The organism is Bacillus cereus group sp. BfR-BA-01453, assembly GCF_022662915.1.
Taxonomy (GTDB): domain Bacteria; phylum Bacillota; class Bacilli; order Bacillales; family Bacillaceae_G; genus Bacillus_A; species Bacillus_A paranthracis.
In genome coordinates, this window is record NZ_JAKUEN010000013.1 from 14,080 (window position 1) to 32,138 (window position 18,059).

Here is an 18,059-nt window from a genome sequence, read left to right on the forward strand (position 1 = left end):
GAAGAGATGTTTACTCATGTTGAAAGTTTCAAATCAGCTTTTCTAGAAAAGTTAGAGACGATGTATGGTAAAAGTTTCAAAGAATCTACAACTCGTGATCAATACAATACGCTTGGGTACATGGTACGTGAGTATATGAATAGTCAATGGATTGCAACGAATGAAAGTTATCGGTCTGGAGAGCGAAAGCAAATGTATTACTTATCCATTGAGTTTTTACTTGGACGTTTGCTTGGAAGTAACATATTAAATTTAGGCATCAAGGATGTATGTGAGCAAGGGCTTTCTGAGCTTGGAATTTCGTTGCAACAATTAGAAGAGGTGGAAGCAGATGCAGGTCTTGGAAATGGTGGACTTGGACGGTTAGCAGCCTGTTTCCTTGATTCACTTGCATCTTTAAACTTACCAGGTCATGGGTGCGGAATTCGTTACAAACACGGCTTATTTGATCAAAAAATTGTTGATGGTTATCAAGTTGAATTTCCAGAACAGTGGCTTCTTCATGAAAATGTATGGGAAGTAAGAAGGCATGATCAAGCTGTAGAAGTAAGTTATTTCGGCAATGTTGAAACGCTCTACATTGATGGGCGTTTAGAATTCAGGCATACAAATGCAGAAGTAATTATGGCCGTACCATATGACGTTCCAGTAGTAGGTTATGAGACGAGTACTGTAAATACACTTAGACTTTGGAATGCGGAACCAGTTCCTTTCCCACAAAATTGCAAAGATATTTTGAAATATAAGCGTGAAACAGAGGCGGTATCGGAGTTTTTATATCCAGATGATACGCATGATGAGGGGAAAATACTTCGTTTGAAACAACAGTATTTTCTCGTATCAGCAAGCTTGCAAAATATTGTTCGTATGCATAGAGAAAGATATGGTGACCTTCGTCAATTACATGAGAAAATTGCGATTCATATTAATGATACCCATCCAGTTTTGGCGATTCCAGAACTGATGCGTATTTTATTAGATGAAGAAAAACTAGCATGGGAAGAAGCTTGGCACATAACAACGCAAACGATTTCTTATACGAATCATACGACGTTATCAGAAGCTCTTGAAAAATGGCCAATTCACATTTTTAAACCGTTATTACCGAGAATTTATATGATTATTGAAGAGATCAATGAACGTTTCTGTCATGAGCTTTGGGAACGTTATCCGTATGAATGGCATCGCATTGAAGAGATGGCGATTATTGCGCATGATCTTGTGAAAATGGCTCATTTAGCAATTGTCGGTAGCCATAGCGTAAACGGTGTAGCAAAAATTCATACGGAGATTTTAAAACAACGTGAAATGCGATTGTTTTACGAGTTTTATCCAGATAAGTTTAATAATAAAACGAATGGAATCGCTCATAGACGTTGGTTAATGAAGGCGAATCCACAGCTGACAAACCTTATTTCAGAGGCGATTGGAACAGAGTGGAAGAAAGCACCGATTAAGCTTCAAGAGCTACAATTAGTTCAATACGATGCGAGTTTCCAAGAGAAATTTGCAGAGGTAAAACAAGAGCGTAAAGAGATTTTAGCAGAGCGTATTCATAATACAATGGGGATTACAATTGATCCTAATTCTATTTTTGATGTGCAAGTAAAAAGGCTACATGCTTACAAGCGACAATTATTAAATGTTCTTCATATTTTATATTTGTATAACCGTTTGAAAGAGGATGCTAGTTTTACATTTTATCCGCGTACTTTTATTTTTGGAGCGAAAGCATCACCTGGCTATTACTATGCGAAAAAAATTATTAAATTAATAAACGAACTTGCAAGGAAAGTGAATAACGATCCGTACGTAAGCCAATATATGAAAGTTATCTTTCTAGAAAACTATCGAGTGTCTGTAGCGGAAGATATATTCCCAGCGGCCGATGTAAGTGAACAAATTTCAACAGCGAGTAAAGAAGCATCCGGAACAGGCAATATGAAATTTATGATGAATGGTGCGATTACGCTCGGCACGTTAGACGGAGCGAATATTGAAATAAAAGATAGAGTCGGTGATGATAACTGTTTCATTTTCGGTTTAACAGCCGAAGAAGTTCTTCATTACTATCAAAATGGTGGATATCGTGCAAGTGATTATTATCACCACAATGGGCACATTAAGAAGGTAGTAGACCAGTTAACGAATGGTTTCTTTGCACAGTCGGGAGCTGAATTTGAAGCAATTTACGATTCTCTTGTTATTCAAAATGATGAATATTTCGTCCTGCGAGATTTTGGCCCATATGCGGAAAAGCAAGAAGCTGTTGGTAGAGCTTATGAGAACCGAACGAAGTGGCTCGAAATGTCGATTTTAAATATTGCACAATCTGGTCATTTTGCGAGCGATCGAACGATTTTACAGTATAGTAATGAGATTTGGGGTATTGGTAATACAGTTACGCAAATTTAAAGAGATTGCTACGTTGGAAAAGATTATATGAAATTTATATCGGCGATTTTTAAGATATATCGGTTTACCGACAAAATTTAACACTAATAAATAAACCGAGCTTAAACTCATTAAGCTCGGTTTTCTTTTTTGCTTAAGAAAGAAATGGGATCGCAGTATATATGATACCTGTTCCATCATATTCTCCTGTCGCAAAGTATGAAAATGTAAAGAAACCTGTAAACGTAAAAATTACAATGAGAAAAAGTGCAAAGATAAATTTTAGCATGTAAGGTCCCCTCATCCAAAAATAATTTCATATATTATTATATTATAAGGATATTTTATTTCCAATTGTTTACTGGTTAAAAATGAGAAGTCAGACATGTTTTGTATGTTGTCATGGCATGATTATTTGCAATCGATTTTGTGTTTTTTGTAAAAGTCATGTTGTGATGAACGTGTGCATATTCCCAGTCTTGGTCATTAAAATTTATGTTTCGAGGAGGAAGAAGTGGAACGACATCAAATAAATTGACGAAACGAAAGCTACTAGCTACTTGCAGTTTATAATAATTCCGAAAGGCGATATCTCCCACTTTTGGGGAGGCAAATGTATACAGACCGTACTGTGCGAAGGCAGTGTTTATACGCGCATCGAGTATATGTAGTGTAGCGAGCGCGCCGCCTAAACTATGACCTGTTGCAAGAAGTTTCTTATGGGCTGGTAATGATACGAGCATATCCATAATAGAATCTCGGCAAGATTCATAAATGGAAAGAAAGCCGTTATGGACATTTCCGCTATTTAAAGCATATGGATATGGTTTTTGGTTAACGAGTGAATCGATAATCCAGTCTGTATCTGTTTGTGTCCCGCGAAAAGCTACAATAACGGTATCCTCAGATTCTAGTATGAATCCGAACCATTCTGTCGTTTGAATGGTTTTTCCTTGAAAACCTTGTACATATTGAAAACCATCTGGTATTTCAAAAATCCCATTTTGTTTATATTGTTCATACGTTAACTCACAACAAGAAGCTAACAGTATGGCAGTATCTTTATCAAAGGATAAAGGAGTACGCATTAAGGGAGCCTCCTTAAGAAAAGGTATAGTTCAATATATGCAGTGAGGGACTTGATTCATTCTTTTAGAAAAAAACCTTGAAACTACAGTTACGTGAGGGAGTATGATTTTTGTAAACATACTGTTAGGAGGAGTGTAAGATAAGCAAAAGAGAAGGCTATTCAATTGGTGAGTTTTCAAGGAGAAGAAGTGTGGCTTAACGAAGTGATGGAGTATTATATGATTCGAAGTGGTTTGTATAGTCCACCTAAATAAAAAGAGCCCTATAAGGGCCCTATTTACTCTTTTCCATCTAATAAACGACCAAGTCCACCTAAAACGCTACCTTCACCAGTGCTTTGCGCTGCTGGGCTTGTCAGACGTGCTGCTAAGCGGCTAAGTGTTAAGGACTGAATCCAAACTGTTCCAGGTCCTTCTAACGTTGCGAAGAATAAACCTTCGCCGCCAAATAGAGCTGTTTTTACTTTTCCAACGAACTCGACATCGTAATTAACGTCTTTTGTCATGGCAACGAGACAACCTGTATCAATGCGAAGTTTTTCGCCGTGCTTTAATTCACGTTTGTATACAGTTCCGCCTGCGTGCATGAAAGCAAGTCCATCACCTTCAAGTTTTTGCATGATGAAACCTTCACCACCGAAGAAACCAGTTCCTATTTTTTTCGTAAACTCAATGCCGATAGAAACGCCTTTTGCGGCACAAAGAAACGCATCTTTTTGACAAACTACTTTCCCTTGATATTCTGTTAAATCTACAGGAATAATTTTACCCGGATAAGGAGCAGCAAAGGATACGTGACGCTTGCCGTGACCTGTATTTGTAAATACAGTCATAAACATGCTTTCCCCTGTAACGAGACGCTTACCAGCGCCCATTAATTTTCCGAATAAACCTCCAGATGGGCCAGAACCATCACCGAAGATTGTTTCCATTTCGATGTAATCTTCCATCATCATCATTGCGCCAGCTTCTGCAATAACGCTTTCTTCTGGGTCTAACTCAATTTCAACAAACTGCATATCATCGCCGTATAATTTATACTCGATTTCATGTGCTCTCATTTTTTCACCTCGTATGTAATAGATACTTATATTGTACAGAATTTAACAGGATTAGAATACTTTAGTTTTGTTAATTTTTAAATAAAGTGGGAGCATCCAAAACGGATTAGCAGTTCCCGCCAATCAAGCTGCCCGTAAATGGCGGGATAAAATATGAATATGGAAATTCAACACTATATTAAAATCATAAAAAAATGGTGGAATGAAAGTGTTCTCATTTGACGTTTTGGATATAGCGTGATATAGTGAAATCACTATTGAGCTACATAATGTGGTACGGAAATAAAGCACGTTGAATTAAAGGCTGTAAGCTTGTTATACATTCATGTCCTTTATATCCACCTTTTCATGTGGATTCATAGTTTCATTTTTATTTAGGAGGTACATGACATGCAAACAGGTAAAGTTAAATGGTTCAACAGCGAAAAAGGTTTCGGTTTCATCGAAGTTGAAGGTGGAGACGATGTATTCGTTCACTTCTCAGCTATCCAAGGTGACGGATTCAAAACTTTAGAAGAAGGTCAAGAAGTTTCTTTCGAAATCGTTGAAGGTAACCGTGGACCACAAGCTGCTAACGTTACAAAAAACTAATTAGCTAGCGATAAAAAGCATTCCGATTTTCGGAATGCTTTTTTTTATTCTTTGGAACTCGATTCATTTGAAGATAATTCGCCCTTAAAGGTACGCTCTTCAAAGTCATCAAGCATTTGTTCATATTCTTCATGCTCTTCCGTAGCGAAAACTTGCAGATTTTTCCCATGCATATCCGTACCGATAAAGTTTTCGAAATCCTCTACGTAGCCTACGTTTTCTTCGCTATTTACGTACATGCCATTATAGTTTTTCGAATCTTGTCTTTCTAAATCAGATGGTGTTTCAGATGTTCCGTAATTAGCAACATCTTGCCATGCATCTTCTGCATCATATTCAACAGAACGATCTTCATCATGTTTGTGGAAAGAAGGAGATAAAACTTCTTCTTCGACTGGTCGTGTATTCAGATTTAGCTTATTTGTCGCGTGCTGGATGCATGTTGTAGCGGTTGGCATTGCTTCTAATCTTTCAAATGGAATTTCTTCACCAGACACTTCGCAAATGCCGTACGTACCCACTTCTATTTTCTGCAGGGCATGTTTCGTATCCTCTAGCTGTTTATGCCAAAGTTCAATAAGTCCGAAGTCTTTTTCACGCTCATATAGCTCTGTTGCCATATCAGCCGGATGGTTATCATAGCTAGATAATTCTCCAACAGATTCACGTTCAGATGCACGATCTTCATTTTCGTGTGTTTGTATCGTTTGCTCTAGTTCTTGCTTTTGTTTTTCTAAAACGGATTTAAATTGATTTATTTGTTGTGGAGTTAACATAGTCGTCCACCTTCCTACAATTCAGTTTCTTTACATAGTATGAGCGTTGCGAGTAGGAATTATGAGCTGAAATTGGTATATGAAAAAGGAGCCGCATTAGCAGCTCCTTTTAAAGGAAATATCCAAGCAATAATCCGATTCCCATGAGGAGACCGAAGATTGTATTTGTTTTTGCTGTTGCTATCATCGCAGGTACCATTTCCATTGGAATGCTTTTGCCGATAAAGCCTTTCGTCGCTTTAAATGCTTTCGGTGCACTTAAAAATACGATAAGCATCCATGGTGATACAATGCCCACGATAATTAAAGCAATTGTCCAAATGTAGGAAACGATGAACATAGAAGCAAGTACACCGACCGCTCGCTCGCGTCCAACGAGAATGGCTAACGTTTTACGACCGTTTTCTTTATCGCCATCTAAGTCACGGATGTTATTAGCTAGTAAAATGGCACCAATTAAAATCGAGCTTGGAATAGATAGTAAAACGACTTCTGATGTTACAGTTCCAGTTTGGATAAAGAATGAAATCCCAATAATAATGACACCCATAAATAATCCGGCTGTTAACTCTCCAAATGGTGTATATGCAATTGGAAGTGGACCGCCTGTATAAAGGTAAGCAACGGCCATACAAACAAGACCGATTGCAGCAAGCCACCAGCTAGAATTCATACAAATATAAACACCTAATAGTATTGCGATACCGAAAAATCCAAATGCTAAGTTAAGTACTGTTTTTGGCTGAATGCCATCGCGAACGATAGCGCCGCCGATACCAACTGAACCTTCGTGATCAAGTCCTCTTTTATAATCAAAATATTCATTAAACATGTTTGTTGCTGCCTGAATGAGAAGACAAGCAAGAAGCATTATAAGGAAAAGAGGGAGATGTATTTGATTTATACCTCCGACCTGCATTGCATAGGCTGTTCCGATGAAAACAGGAACGAAAGCTGCTGTTAATGTATGGGGACGTAGTAAACTCCACCAAATGCGCCAGCCTGTTTGCTTGCTTGGCTTTGGCGCCGTAGGAGAGGAATTCGTTTCGACGTTCATTTCCATGTTGAATCCTCCTTTGGTCACATATTGTACACAACTAAGTGTAGAAAAAGCATCATTTAGTGTCAACGTTTATTTTCTAGGAAGAGAAGGTGAATTTCTCAGAAATGCTAAACGTTGACAGGCCTTTCGTTTGAGGTGTATCTTAAAATCAAGCGTAATTATGACTATTTTTCGCCCATAGGGGGGAGACAATTGTGATTCAAACGAAACAAAAAGGCTTGCAGGAAGTTCTAAGTGCAGCCATTAAGCATGCAACTGATGAAAAAATATTGGTTAGTTTTGTAAAAAAAATAGACTGGATGGATCCACTTCTGTTTTATGCAGCAGGAAAAAGAATCTCATTCGAAAATAGATGTTATTTTGCAGACCCAGCTCAGCATGTAATATTTGCTGGAATTGGTTCTGTTTTCACTATAGCAACTGCTTCTCACAAACGCTTTCAAACTGCTCGTGACGAGTGGGATAAAGTAAAAGAGAAAGCATTTGTACAAAGAGAAAGATACGAATTTGGAACAGGTCCTCTTTTATTTGGTGGATTTTCATTTGACCAAGAAAAAGAGAAAACAGATTTATGGAAAGAATTTGATGATACGACATTTTCACTACCGGCATTTTTATTAACTGTAAAAAATGAAAAAGCATGGTTAACAATGAATACATTCGTTTCAGCAACAGATTGTGCAGAAACTCTTTATAACGAAATTGTTTCTTTAGAAGAGAAAATTTTTGAGGAGAGTAAATGTGCACTAGAAGGATCGAAATTAACAGTTACTTCTAAAGTAGAAGTGGATCCGAAAGGCTGGATGAAGTCCATTGAGAAAGTGCAAGATGAGATGAAGCAGGGGAACGTGCAGAAGGTTGTATTAGCGAGGGAGCTAAAAGTAGAGATGGATCATCATATTGATTCTGCGCTTGTTTTAGAAGCACTTCGCATTGGGCAACCAGATTGTTACGTATTTTCTTTTGATTATAAAGGAGCATGCTTCTTAGGAGCGACGCCAGAGAGATTAATTCGTAAAGAAGATGAGAAGTTTACTTCAATGTGTCTTGCTGGTTCAACTGGTCATGGTCAATCTATAGAAGAAAGTAAGCGAAATAGTGATGCGCTTCTTCATGATGAAAAGAATTTAGCTGAACACGGTTATGTTGTGAACATGATCAGGTCGGTATTAAATGAGCACTGCGAATCCGTTAATATTCCGGAGAGTCCCGGTCTATTAACAACGAAAAACTTAATTCATTTATATACGCCTGTAGAGGCAAAAGGCGACGCGAGTCTTTTAACGATGGTAGAAGAATTACATCCAACACCAGCTCTTGGCGGGACACCTCGTTTAGAAGCGATGAAACTAATTCGTGATGTTGAATTGTTAGACAGAGGATTATATGGTGCACCGATTGGCTGGATAGATGATGAAGGAAATGGTGAATTTGCGGTTGCACTTCGCTGCGGATTATTAAATGGCGAGAAAGCATCCTTATTCGCCGGTTGCGGGATTGTAATTGATTCAGTACCACAACTTGAATATGAAGAAACAAGTTTGAAGTTTAGACCGATGCTTGGTGCTTTGGAGGAATTAATGAAATGAACAATCATATAGAAGCATTATCATATTATTTAGGCGCGTTCGTGGATGAACTGACGCGTCTAAATGTATGTGATGTTGTCATTAGTCCAGGCTCACGGTCAACGCCGATTGCTCTACTAATGGAACAACATGAAGGAATGAACACATATTTACATGTAGATGAAAGATCTGCAGGATTTTTTGCGCTCGGTATTGCAAAAGCGAAAAAACGTCCTGTTGCATTATTATGTACGTCAGGAACGGCTGCAGCGAACTACTATCCAGCTGTATGTGAAGCTTTTCATTCGCGAGTGCCGCTTATCGTCTTAACGGCAGATAGACCGCATGAATTAAGAGATGTCGGTGCACCACAAGCGATGAATCAAATTAATTTATACGGCACGTTTGTGAAGCAATTTACAGAGATGGCACTTCCAGAAGCGAATGAGGCGATGTATCATTACGCTCGCATGACAACGCAGCGCACGATAGCAAGCGCGCTTTTAGCACCGCAAGGACCTGTTCATCTTAATTTTCCGGTTCGCGAACCGCTCATCCCGGACTTCTCATTAGAAAGTTTATGGGATAAAGGACGCGGAGAATATACAGGAGTAGTTCAGCGAGGGAACGCGGTGATGCCGAGTGAATATGTAGATTCTCTTGTAGGGCGCCTTTCACATATGGAAAAGGGGCTTATTATTTGTGGAGATGATAGTCATTCAGAAATCGCAACGTTTGCAACGCAACTAGCTGAAAAAACGGGATATCCAATATTAGCGGATCCACTTTCTAACATTCGTAGTGGACACCACGATAAAACGATGGTAATCGACTGTTACGATACATTTTTACGAAATGAATTGTTAAAAGAAACGTGGAAGCCGGAAGTTATAATTCGCTTCGGTGGTATGCCTGTTTCGAAAGCATTAACGCAATTCATTAAAAAACAAACGAAAGCTGTTCATATCGTTGTTGACGAATCAGGACAATGGAGAGATCCAGCTCTCGTTGCAACAGAAGTTGTCCAAGCGAGTGATATTGCATTTTGCAGTGCACTAATAGAAAAAATGCCAGTTATGAAAAAGAATGATTGGTCCCAAATGTGGCAACATATAAACGAAAAAACGAAGGAAACACTTCGTGAAATGGAAACATATGATACGGCATTTGAAGGAAGAGTCATTACAGATATTGTCCGCGTATTACCAGAAGGGGCAACGTTATTTGCAAGTAATAGTATGCCAATTCGTGATACAGATTCTTTCTTCTTCACATCGGATAAAGACATTCAAGTAATGGCAAATCGCGGTGTAAATGGGATTGATGGAATCATTTCGACAGCTTTAGGAGCGAGCATGATTTGCGATCCGCTCGTATTAGTGATTGGTGATTTATCATTCTATCACGATTTAAATGGACTACTAGCCGCAAAATTACATGAATTAAACATAACGATTGTCGTTGTAAATAATGACGGTGGTGGTATTTTCTCATTCTTACCACAATATGAGAAAAAGGAACATTTCGAATCATTATTTGGAACTCCAATTGGGCTTGATTATGAGCATGTTGTTACAATGTACGGTGGTTCATTTAGCCGTGTAAATGGCTGGGAGCAGTTCCGAGAAGAAGTACAAAAGGGTGCAACGAAAGAAGGTTTACACGTTGTAGAAATTTGTACGAACCGTGATGAAAACTTAACATTGCACCGTACGTTATGGGCAAAAACACAGGATGTAATTACTACATCGTTGCAAGGTGAATCAAAATGAACGTAACGCTGCAAAGTGTATCGTATGAATATGAAGTAGTCGGAAGCGGGGAACCACTTCTACTTCTTCATGGTTTTACGGGAAGCATGGAGACGTGGCGTTCCTTCGTTCCTTCTTGGAGTGAGCAATTTCAAGTCATTTTAGTAGATATTGTTGGGCACGGAAAAACGGAAAGCCCTGAAGATGTGACGCATTATAATATTCGAAATGTAGCGTTGCAAATGAAAGAACTACTAGATTATCTTCATATTGAAAAAGCGCACATACTTGGCTATTCAATGGGCGGTAGACTGGCGATTACGATGGCGTGTCTATATCCAGAATATGTACGCTCTCTTTTATTAGAAAATTGTACAGCTGGGCTTGAAAGGGAAGATGAGCGAAAAGAACGCTGTGAAAAAGATGAGCGACTTGCTCAGAAAATTGAGCGAGAAGGCATCGAAAGTTTTGTATCGATGTGGGAAAGTATTCCGCTGTTTGAAACGCAAAAACGTTTAGCACAAAACGTACAAGAAGCGGTGCGAAAAGAGCGACTTGCTAACAATCAAAAAGGGCTTGCAAATAGCTTGCGCGGCATGGGAACAGGGGCTCAGCCTTCATGGTGGAATGAGCTGAAAAACTTAAAAATGCCTGTTCTTTTAATGAACGGTGAGCATGATGAAAAGTTCTTTCGCATATTAAAAAATATCGAAAAATGCGTCTCTGACGCGAAATTTGTCAAAATTGATGGTGCTGGCCATGCAATTCATGTGGAACAACCGGAAAAGTTTGATACAATAGTAAAGGGATTTCTAAAAACTATGCAGTGATGCTTTTTTCAGTTAAGAATGAAGTTACACTTATAGAGGAGATCAGAAATATACAAGGAGGTAGTTGTAATGGCTATTGAATGGGTAAAAGAAGGCAATTACGAAGATATTATTTATTCAACATACAATGGTATCGCAAAGATTTCGATTAACCGCCCTGAAGTACATAACGCATTCCGTCCTAAAACGGTAATGGAGTTAATCGACGCTTTTGCACATGCTCGTGATGATGCAAATGTTGGCGTTATCATTTTAACAGGTGAAGGTGGACGTGCATTCTGTTCTGGCGGCGACCAAAAAGTTCGCGGTCATGGTGGATATGTAGGTGACGACCAAATCCCTCGTTTAAATGTATTAGACTTACAACGTCTAATTCGCGCAATTCCTAAACCAGTTATCGCAATGGTAGCAGGTTATGCAATCGGTGGTGGGCACGTACTTCATATCGTATGTGACTTAACAATTGCTGCAGACAACGCTGTATTCGGACAAACAGGTCCTAAAGTAGGAAGCTTTGACGGTGGATACGGAGCTGGTTACTTAGCTCGTATGGTAGGCCACAAGAAAGCTCGCGAAATTTGGTACCTATGCCGTCAATACAACGCGCAAGAAGCGCTTGATATGGGCTTAGTAAATACAGTAGTACCATTAGAACAACTTGAAGCAGAAACAGTACAATGGGCACAAGAAATTTTAGCAAACAGCCCAATGGCACTTCGTTTCCTAAAAGCTGCATTCAACGCAGACACAGACGGTCTAGCTGGTATTCAACAACTAGCTGGAGATGCAACGTTATTGTACTACACAACTGACGAAGCAAAAGAAGGTCGTGACGCATTCAAAGAAAAACGCAGTCCGGACTTCGGTCAATTCCCTCGTTTCCCGTGATCAAACTAAAAGCGGAAGCAGCTCGTTCAGAATGTGAGGGGGATGGAGCTTCTGACGTAGAGGCGCTTTTTGCCTCGTAGGAAGAAGTGAAGCCACCGAACATTCTAGCTGCTGTAGCTGGATGTTTTAAAAGCGGAGCCGACTGTTTAGCCTCGTAGGCTAAGGTTCTTTCGCACAGAAAGTGTTTTTTACTTTCTCGTGCGGAAGGTTCTTAGACGGAAGGGGCTAGGAGGAGCAGCTGGATAAGATCAAACCGGAAACAAAACAACTAAGAGACTTGATGTCATATCAAGTCTCTTTCTTTCATGAAAGGAGAATGAATGATGGAGACGATGCCAAATTGGTTAATGCAACGTGCATTTTTAACACCAGATCGCACTGCAATTGAAATAGAGGAAGAGAAAGTTACTTTTATGCAGCTACATGAAAAAGTAGTATCTGTTTGTGGACACCTCACGCATGTAGGAGTGAAGCGTGGGCAAAAGGTGGCTGTTCTGATGAAAAATGGTATGGAGATGATTACAGTTATTCACGCCCTATCGTACGTAGGTGCAGTAGCTGTGCTTTTAAATACGCGTCTTTCAAGAGAAGAGCTACTTTGGCAAATGGATGATGCTGAAGTTATTTGTTTAGTGACGGATCAAGATTTTGAGGCTAAAGATATTCCTGTCTATTCATTCACTAACATAATGAATGGACCAAAAGAGGAAGCCTCTATACAAGAAGAGTTCTCTTTAGAAGAAGCGATGACGATTATTTATACGTCTGGGACGACAGGCAAACCGAAAGGCGTTATTTTAACGTACGGCAATCATTGGGCAAGCGCGGTTGGCTCTTCGCTTAATTTAGGGCTTCGTGATGATGATTGCTGGTTGGCTTGTATGCCGATGTTCCACGTTGGCGGGCTATCTCTTTTAATGAAAAACATTATGTACGGCATGCGCATTTTACTCGTTCCGAAATATGATGCTGATTTTATTCATAAAGCACTTCAAACGAGAGGTGTAACGATTATTTCTGTCGTTTCTAAAATGTTAACTGATTTATTAGAGAGACTAGGAGGAGAGACATATCCATCTTCTTTACGATGTATGTTACTTGGAGGAGGACCAGCGCCGAAACCATTATTAGAAACGTGTGTAGAAAAAGGAATTCCTGTGTATCAAACGTACGGTATGACAGAAACGTCGTCGCAAATTTGTACGTTGTCCGCAGATTATATGTTAACGAAAGTAGGATCAGCTGGAAAACCACTATTTCAGTGCCAACTTCGTATTGAAAAAGATGGCGTCGTAGTATCGCCATTTGCGGAAGGCGAGATCGTAGTAAAAGGACCGAACGTAACAGGCGGTTACTTTAACCGTGAAGATGCGACGCGTGAGACAATTCAAAACGGATGGCTTCATACTGGAGACCTCGGTTATTTAGATGAAGAAGGATTTTTATACGTATTAGATCGCCGCAGTGATTTAATTATTTCTGGCGGAGAGAATATATATCCAGCTCAAATTGAAGAAGTGTTGCTTTCTCATCCGGCGGTAGCGGAAGCTGGTGTTGTCGGTATGACTGATGATAAATGGGGACAAGTACCCGCTGCTTTTGTTGTAAAAAGCGGAGAGATAACAGAAGAAGAAATTCTTCATTTTTGCCAGGAGAAATTAGCGAAATATAAAGTGCCGAAAAAAGCGTGGTTCTTAGAGGAATTACCACGAAATGCTTCGAAAAAATTGTTAAGACGAGAGTTAAGACAATTAGTGGAGGAGATGTAAGTGGAAATAAAAAAAGCGACACTTCATATAACGGAAATGCCACTCGTCATCCCGTTTGCTGCAAGCTACGGAACGTATGAAAAGCGTGAGAGTATCGTCATTGAATTAGAAGATGAGGACGGGTACATTGGATTTGGCGAAGTTGTTGCGTTTTCTGAACCGTGGTATACGGAAGAAACAGTGAAGACGGCGCTGCATGTACTGCAAGACTTTTTATTACCGGATTTATTAAAGGCTGAAATTTCTCATCCGAATGAAGTGCCAAGTTTGTTCCAGCATATAAAAAGAAACCGAATGGCAAAGGCGGGAATTGAAGGGGCTGTTTGGAATTTATATGCGAAGCGTCAAAACAAATCGTTAGCGACAGTGCTTGGCGGAACGAAGGCTGAAATTGAAGTGGGTGTTGTGATTGGTATCAATACAATTCCGGTTATGTTAAAACAAATTGAAAAGTACGCGGAAGAAGGATACGAGCGTTTTAAAGTGAAAATAAAGCCAGAGCATGATTATGAATTATTGAAAGAGATTCGTAAAGAGTTCCCGCATATCCCGTTAATGGCTGATGCAAATTCAGCGTATACATTAGCGGATACAGAGAGTCTGAAACGACTAGATGAATTCCAATTGATGATGATTGAGCAACCGCTAGCGGATTACGATTTTCTTGATCATGCACAGTTGCAAAAGAAAATAGAAACGCCAATTTGTTTGGACGAAAGTATCCATAGTTTAGAAGATGCACGCGTTGCGATTACGCTTGGCAGCTGCCAAATCGTTAACATTAAACCAGGGCGAGTGGGCGGATTAACAGAATCAATCCAAATTCATAATTATTGTATGGAGCATAACATACCCGTTTGGTGCGGCGGTATGGTGGAGATGGGGATTTCAAGAGCACAAAATGTTGCCCTCGCCTCACTGCCTAACTTTACGATTCCAGGTGATATATCTGCCTCTAGTAGGCACTGGGAGAGGGATATTATTTCGCCGGAAGTGACGCTTGAGCGCGGGAAAGTGATGGTGCCGCAAAGTGTTGATACTGAGTATGAAGTTGACGGCGGAAGGTTGGCTGAAATTACGAAGCAGCGAATTGTTTTGGAGCGGTAGGTTGAGTCTTTCAAATAGCGGGCGAATTTTGTCGTTAATTGTCGGTAAGTCGATATATTTCAATAATCGCTGATATAAATTTCATTTACTAAGGTTACTCCCACGAGTAACCTTTTCGTATTGTACAAATTAGATAGACTAGTTTACAATCGAGCGTATAAAGTGAAACTTTAATCAGTGGGGCATCCCCACTGATTATTAGCCCGCACCAATCGGGCTTTTATGGGCAGTTGATCTTCCACCTAACTTATTTGATTCACCCGAATTTTGAGGTGGGAGTCTTACTGCCCGCAAATAGCGGGGGAAAAGGGGGAGTAAAATGAAGCGCATTTCCATTTTAATAGCGGATGATGAGGAAGAAATTGCTGATTTAATTGAGATACATTTAGAAAAAGAAGGGTACCACGTCGTGAAAGCAGCTGATGGAGAAGAGGCTGTTCATATTATTGAAACGCAACCAATCGACTTAGTGGTTTTAGATATTATGATGCCGAAAATGGATGGGTATGAGGTGACGCGTCAAATTCGCGCGAAGCATCATATGCCAATTATTTTCTTGAGTGCGAAAACTTCGGATTTTGATAAAGTGACAGGTCTTGTATTAGGTGCAGATGATTATATGACGAAACCTTTTACACCGATTGAATTAGTCGCACGTGTAAATGCACAATTACGCCGATTTCTTACATTGAATCAGCCGAAAGTAGCAGAGAATAAATCTGCTTTACAGGTAGGCGGAGTTACTATTGATCCTGAGCGAAGAACGGTAAATGTGTACGGAGAACAAGTTGAATTAACACCGAAAGAGTTTGATATTTTATATTTATTAGCGAGCCATCCGAAGAAAGTGTACAATGTAGAAAATATTTTTCAGCAAGTATGGGCAGATGATTATTATGAAGGCGGAAATACAGTTATGGTACATATTCGTACGTTACGGAAAAAACTTGGGGAAGATAAAAGAAAGAACAAGTTAATCAAAACAGTGTGGGGAGTAGGTTATACTTTCAATGGCTAAAAAGATGAGAAGCTTTCGCTCGAAGATGGTTATGCTATTTGCGTTAAGTATGATATTTGCTGGTGGCGTAACGTATATCATTTATCAAGGGTTACGGATTTATTACAAATTAGTCGTTCGTTATGAGGATCCGTTAGCTCAAGTGCGTTTCATGATAAAACAAATTGGGGATGTTAATTTCTTTTTAATTATTTTCATCCCGCTATCCATTATATTTTTCTTCTTCCTTACTAAACCATACTTAAAATACTTTGATGAGATTTCAAGCGGGATTCATCATTTGGCGAACGGAGATTTTTCAAATGAAGTGCGCATTTCATCAAACGATGAGTTTGGAGAGATCGCACGTGAAATAAATGTTGCGAGTGAAAAGTTAAAAGAAGCGGTGGAAAGAGGAGACTTTGCTGAAAGTAGTAAAGACCAGCTCGTTGTAAACTTAGCTCATGATTTAAGAACGCCATTAACATCCGTGTTAGGGTATTTAGATTTAATTCTTAAAGATGAGAATTTAACAAAAGAACAAATTAAACATTTCTCCACAATTGCGTATACGAAATCGCAAAGGCTGGAAAGTTTAATTGATGAGTTATTTGAAATTACACGTATGAATTATGGCATGTTAAAGCTGGATAAAAAGCCGATTGATATAAGTGAGCTACTTATACAGTTAGAGGAGGAATTGTATCCGTTATTAGAAAAACATCATTTAGAAGCTAGATTGAATGTTGATCCTCATTTGCCGATTAACGGTGATGGAAAATTGTTAGCTAGAGTATTTGAAAACTTGTTAACAAATGCCGTTCGTTACGGATATGATGGGCAATTTGTTGATCTGAATGGGTATATCGATAATGGAGAAGTTGTCGTACAAGTTATGAATTACGGAGATAGCATTCCAGAAGAAGACTTACCGTATCTTTTTGATATGTTTTATACAGGTGATAAATCGAGGTCAGAGAACCGTGGCGGGACAGGCCTTGGGCTATTTATTGCGAAAAATATTGTTGAACAGCATAACGGTATGATTTCTGCTGAAAGTAATGTAGTTAGAACAATGTTTGAAGTGCGATTGCCAAAAGACGAGAACGTAACAATTTAATAAAAATTTAAACTTTACCCCACTTTTTATTTTAATAGTTTTTTCTATTCTAGACGTAAGTTACGTTAAGGAGGAACTAGAAATGAAAAAGTGGGTATTTATTTCTTTTTTTATCGCATGCACAATCTGTGTAGGCGTTTATATATCACCGTTATTTCAAAAAGAAATTGATGTGAAAATCGGCGGGGAAAATAGTGCAGTAAAGAATGAAAATATGAAAAAGGTAGAGGTTACAAAAGAACAAATTTATAAAGGGGATCTATTATTAGTTAATAAAGACTACCCAGTTAAAAAAGATAGTATTAGGTCTGATATTATAAATGTAAATCACAATAGTGAATTAGTAAGAGGTTACGTCATATTTGATAGAAATCTTCGCTTATCAAAGGATGTTGTAAAAAAGTTTTTGAACGTTGTCGATGCAGCTGGAAAAGATGGCGTACAACATTTTTTAATGAATAGCGGATATCGAGATTTTAAAGAGCAAAGTAAGTTATATAAAGAAATGGGATCAGACTATGCACTTCCAGCAGGATACAGTGAACATAATTTAGGATTATCACTCGATGTTGGATCAACGCAAAAGAAAATGGAAAAAGCGCCTGAAGGAAAATGGATTGAAGAGAACGTATGGAAGCACGGGTTTGTTTTACGTTATCCGAAAAATAAAAGTCATATTACAGGCATTCAATATGAGCCGTGGCATATACGTTATGTAGGATTACCGCATAGTGCTATTATGCAAAAGGAGAAAATTACATTAGAGGAATATTTGGACTTCTTAAAAGAGAAAAAAGAAATCACAACGGATGTGGAAGGTAAGAAATATACGGTTTCTTATTATAAAGTGTCCGGGAATAGGAAAGTGAATGTTCCAGCGAATAAGCAGTATGAAATTTCAGGGAATAATATGGATGGGGTTATTGTGACGGTTCAGGAATAGATAAAGAGGTTGTTCCGATTTGGAGCAGCCTTTTCGTATATAAGAAAGGGATGGGCATTTTTGTCGGTAAATCAATATTCCTTGTCGAATCGTTGATATAATTTCTTGTACTA

General features: G+C 38.9%; 16 protein-coding genes. 11 read left to right on the plus strand and 5 right to left on the minus strand.

Annotation, left to right across the window (positions count from 1 at the left end):
• Positions 1-6: 6 nt before the first annotated feature.
• Positions 7-2,415: a glycogen phosphorylase gene (gene glgP / locus MR070_RS20990; protein WP_139896297.1), complete on the plus strand. Its 2,409-nt coding sequence runs from the start codon at positions 7-9 to the stop codon at positions 2,413-2,415.
• 133 nt (positions 2,416-2,548) lie between these two features.
• On the opposite strand, the gene MR070_RS27090 is transcribed toward glgP, so the two are convergent.
• The 3 genes from MR070_RS27090 to MR070_RS21000 all read right to left on the minus strand — a co-directional run bounded on the left by MR070_RS27090 (position 2,549) and on the right by MR070_RS21000 (position 4,543).
• Positions 2,549-2,683 carry a hypothetical protein gene (locus MR070_RS27090; RefSeq protein WP_000911070.1) on the minus strand — a complete coding sequence of 45 codons (135 nt, stop codon included), beginning with the start codon at positions 2,681-2,683 and terminating at the stop codon, positions 2,549-2,551.
• Positions 2,684-2,759: 76 nt separating this feature from the next.
• Positions 2,760-3,482, minus strand: coding sequence for a lipase family protein (locus MR070_RS20995; RefSeq protein ID WP_001260122.1), 723 nt, complete (start codon positions 3,480-3,482; stop codon positions 2,760-2,762).
• A 278-nt stretch (positions 3,483-3,760) separates the two neighbouring features.
• Complete coding sequence (locus MR070_RS21000) at positions 3,761-4,543, minus strand: TIGR00266 family protein (protein ID WP_001201256.1); 783 nt, start codon at positions 4,541-4,543, stop codon at positions 3,761-3,763.
• 390 nt (positions 4,544-4,933) lie between these two features.
• Here MR070_RS21000 and cspD point away from each other — a divergent pair, with 390 nt between their 5' ends.
• Positions 4,934-5,134: a cold-shock protein CspD gene (cspD, locus tag MR070_RS21005; RefSeq protein ID WP_001193054.1), complete on the plus strand. Its 201-nt coding sequence runs from the start codon at positions 4,934-4,936 to the stop codon at positions 5,132-5,134.
• A 44-nt stretch (positions 5,135-5,178) separates the two neighbouring features.
• Here the strand turns inward: cspD and MR070_RS21010 are convergent, their stop codons facing one another.
• Together MR070_RS21010 and MR070_RS21015 are read right to left on the minus strand one after the other, a co-directional pair.
• Positions 5,179-5,910, minus strand: coding sequence for a yteA family sporulation protein (locus MR070_RS21010; protein ID WP_242261948.1), 732 nt, complete (start codon positions 5,908-5,910; stop codon positions 5,179-5,181).
• Positions 5,911-6,019: 109 nt separating this feature from the next.
• Entirely contained in the window at positions 6,020-6,973 is a 954-nt protein-coding gene (locus tag MR070_RS21015; RefSeq protein ID WP_000425747.1) for a 1,4-dihydroxy-2-naphthoate polyprenyltransferase, read from the minus strand.
• A gap of 194 nt (positions 6,974-7,167) precedes the next feature.
• On the opposite strand from MR070_RS21015, the gene MR070_RS21020 reads away from it, so the two are divergent.
• From MR070_RS21020 to MR070_RS21060, 9 genes are all read left to right on the plus strand, one after another.
• Entirely contained in the window at positions 7,168-8,562 is a 1,395-nt protein-coding gene (locus tag MR070_RS21020; protein WP_044793638.1) for an isochorismate synthase, read from the plus strand.
• Complete coding sequence (gene menD / locus MR070_RS21025; RefSeq protein ID WP_044793637.1) at positions 8,559-10,313, plus strand: 2-succinyl-5-enolpyruvyl-6-hydroxy-3-cyclohexene-1-carboxylic-acid synthase; 1,755 nt, start codon at positions 8,559-8,561, stop codon at positions 10,311-10,313. Before MR070_RS21020 ends, menD begins: the two co-directional genes overlap by 4 nt.
• Positions 10,310-11,122, plus strand: a complete 813-nt coding sequence (menH, locus tag MR070_RS21030) for a 2-succinyl-6-hydroxy-2,4-cyclohexadiene-1-carboxylate synthase (protein WP_138320866.1) — start codon at positions 10,310-10,312, stop codon at positions 11,120-11,122. Before menD ends, menH begins: the two co-directional genes overlap by 4 nt.
• Before the next feature lie 69 nt (positions 11,123-11,191).
• Entirely contained in the window at positions 11,192-12,010 is an 819-nt protein-coding gene (gene menB, locus MR070_RS21035; protein WP_000963876.1) for a 1,4-dihydroxy-2-naphthoyl-CoA synthase, read from the plus strand.
• Between the two features lie 323 nt (positions 12,011-12,333).
• Positions 12,334-13,779 carry an o-succinylbenzoate--CoA ligase gene (locus MR070_RS21040; RefSeq protein ID WP_197225481.1) on the plus strand — a complete coding sequence of 482 codons (1,446 nt, stop codon included), beginning with the start codon at positions 12,334-12,336 and terminating at the stop codon, positions 13,777-13,779.
• Positions 13,780-14,886 (plus strand): o-succinylbenzoate synthase, encoded by a 1,107-nt coding sequence (gene menC / locus MR070_RS21045; protein ID WP_242261949.1) that lies wholly within the window; start codon positions 13,780-13,782, stop codon positions 14,884-14,886.
• Positions 14,887-15,205: 319 nt separating this feature from the next.
• Entirely contained in the window at positions 15,206-15,904 is a 699-nt protein-coding gene (locus tag MR070_RS21050; RefSeq protein WP_070807056.1) for a response regulator transcription factor, read from the plus strand.
• Positions 15,897-17,003, plus strand: coding sequence for a sensor histidine kinase (locus MR070_RS21055; protein ID WP_070807055.1), 1,107 nt, complete (start codon positions 15,897-15,899; stop codon positions 17,001-17,003). Before MR070_RS21050 ends, MR070_RS21055 begins: the two co-directional genes overlap by 8 nt.
• Before the next feature lie 82 nt (positions 17,004-17,085).
• Entirely contained in the window at positions 17,086-17,946 is an 861-nt protein-coding gene (locus MR070_RS21060) for a M15 family metallopeptidase (RefSeq protein ID WP_138320875.1), read from the plus strand.
• Positions 17,947-18,059: the final 113 nt, after the last annotated feature.

What these genes read in the sequence shown, in the direction of transcription:
- glgP (WP_139896297.1), top strand. Translation starts at nt 7, where the DNA reads ATGTTTACTCATGTTGAAAGTTTCAAATCAGCTTTTCTAGAAAAGTTA.
- MR070_RS27090 (WP_000911070.1), bottom strand. Translation starts at nt 2,683, where the DNA reads ATGCTAAAATTTATCTTTGCACTTTTTCTCATTGTAATTTTTACGTTT.
- MR070_RS20995 (WP_001260122.1), bottom strand. Translation starts at nt 3,482, where the DNA reads ATGCGTACTCCTTTATCCTTTGATAAAGATACTGCCATACTGTTAGCT.
- MR070_RS21000 (WP_001201256.1), bottom strand. Translation starts at nt 4,543, where the DNA reads ATGAGAGCACATGAAATCGAGTATAAATTATACGGCGATGATATGCAG.
- cspD (WP_001193054.1), top strand. Translation starts at nt 4,934, where the DNA reads ATGCAAACAGGTAAAGTTAAATGGTTCAACAGCGAAAAAGGTTTCGGT.
- MR070_RS21010 (WP_242261948.1), bottom strand. Translation starts at nt 5,910, where the DNA reads ATGTTAACTCCACAACAAATAAATCAATTTAAATCCGTTTTAGAAAAA.
- MR070_RS21015 (WP_000425747.1), bottom strand. Translation starts at nt 6,973, where the DNA reads ATGGAAATGAACGTCGAAACGAATTCCTCTCCTACGGCGCCAAAGCCA.
- menD (WP_044793637.1), top strand. Translation starts at nt 8,559, where the DNA reads ATGAACAATCATATAGAAGCATTATCATATTATTTAGGCGCGTTCGTG.
- menH (WP_138320866.1), top strand. Translation starts at nt 10,310, where the DNA reads ATGAACGTAACGCTGCAAAGTGTATCGTATGAATATGAAGTAGTCGGA.
- menB (WP_000963876.1), top strand. Translation starts at nt 11,192, where the DNA reads ATGGCTATTGAATGGGTAAAAGAAGGCAATTACGAAGATATTATTTAT.
- MR070_RS21040 (WP_197225481.1), top strand. Translation starts at nt 12,334, where the DNA reads ATGGAGACGATGCCAAATTGGTTAATGCAACGTGCATTTTTAACACCA.
- MR070_RS21050 (WP_070807056.1), top strand. Translation starts at nt 15,206, where the DNA reads ATGAAGCGCATTTCCATTTTAATAGCGGATGATGAGGAAGAAATTGCT.
- MR070_RS21055 (WP_070807055.1), top strand. Translation starts at nt 15,897, where the DNA reads ATGGCTAAAAAGATGAGAAGCTTTCGCTCGAAGATGGTTATGCTATTT.
- MR070_RS21060 (WP_138320875.1), top strand. Translation starts at nt 17,086, where the DNA reads ATGAAAAAGTGGGTATTTATTTCTTTTTTTATCGCATGCACAATCTGT.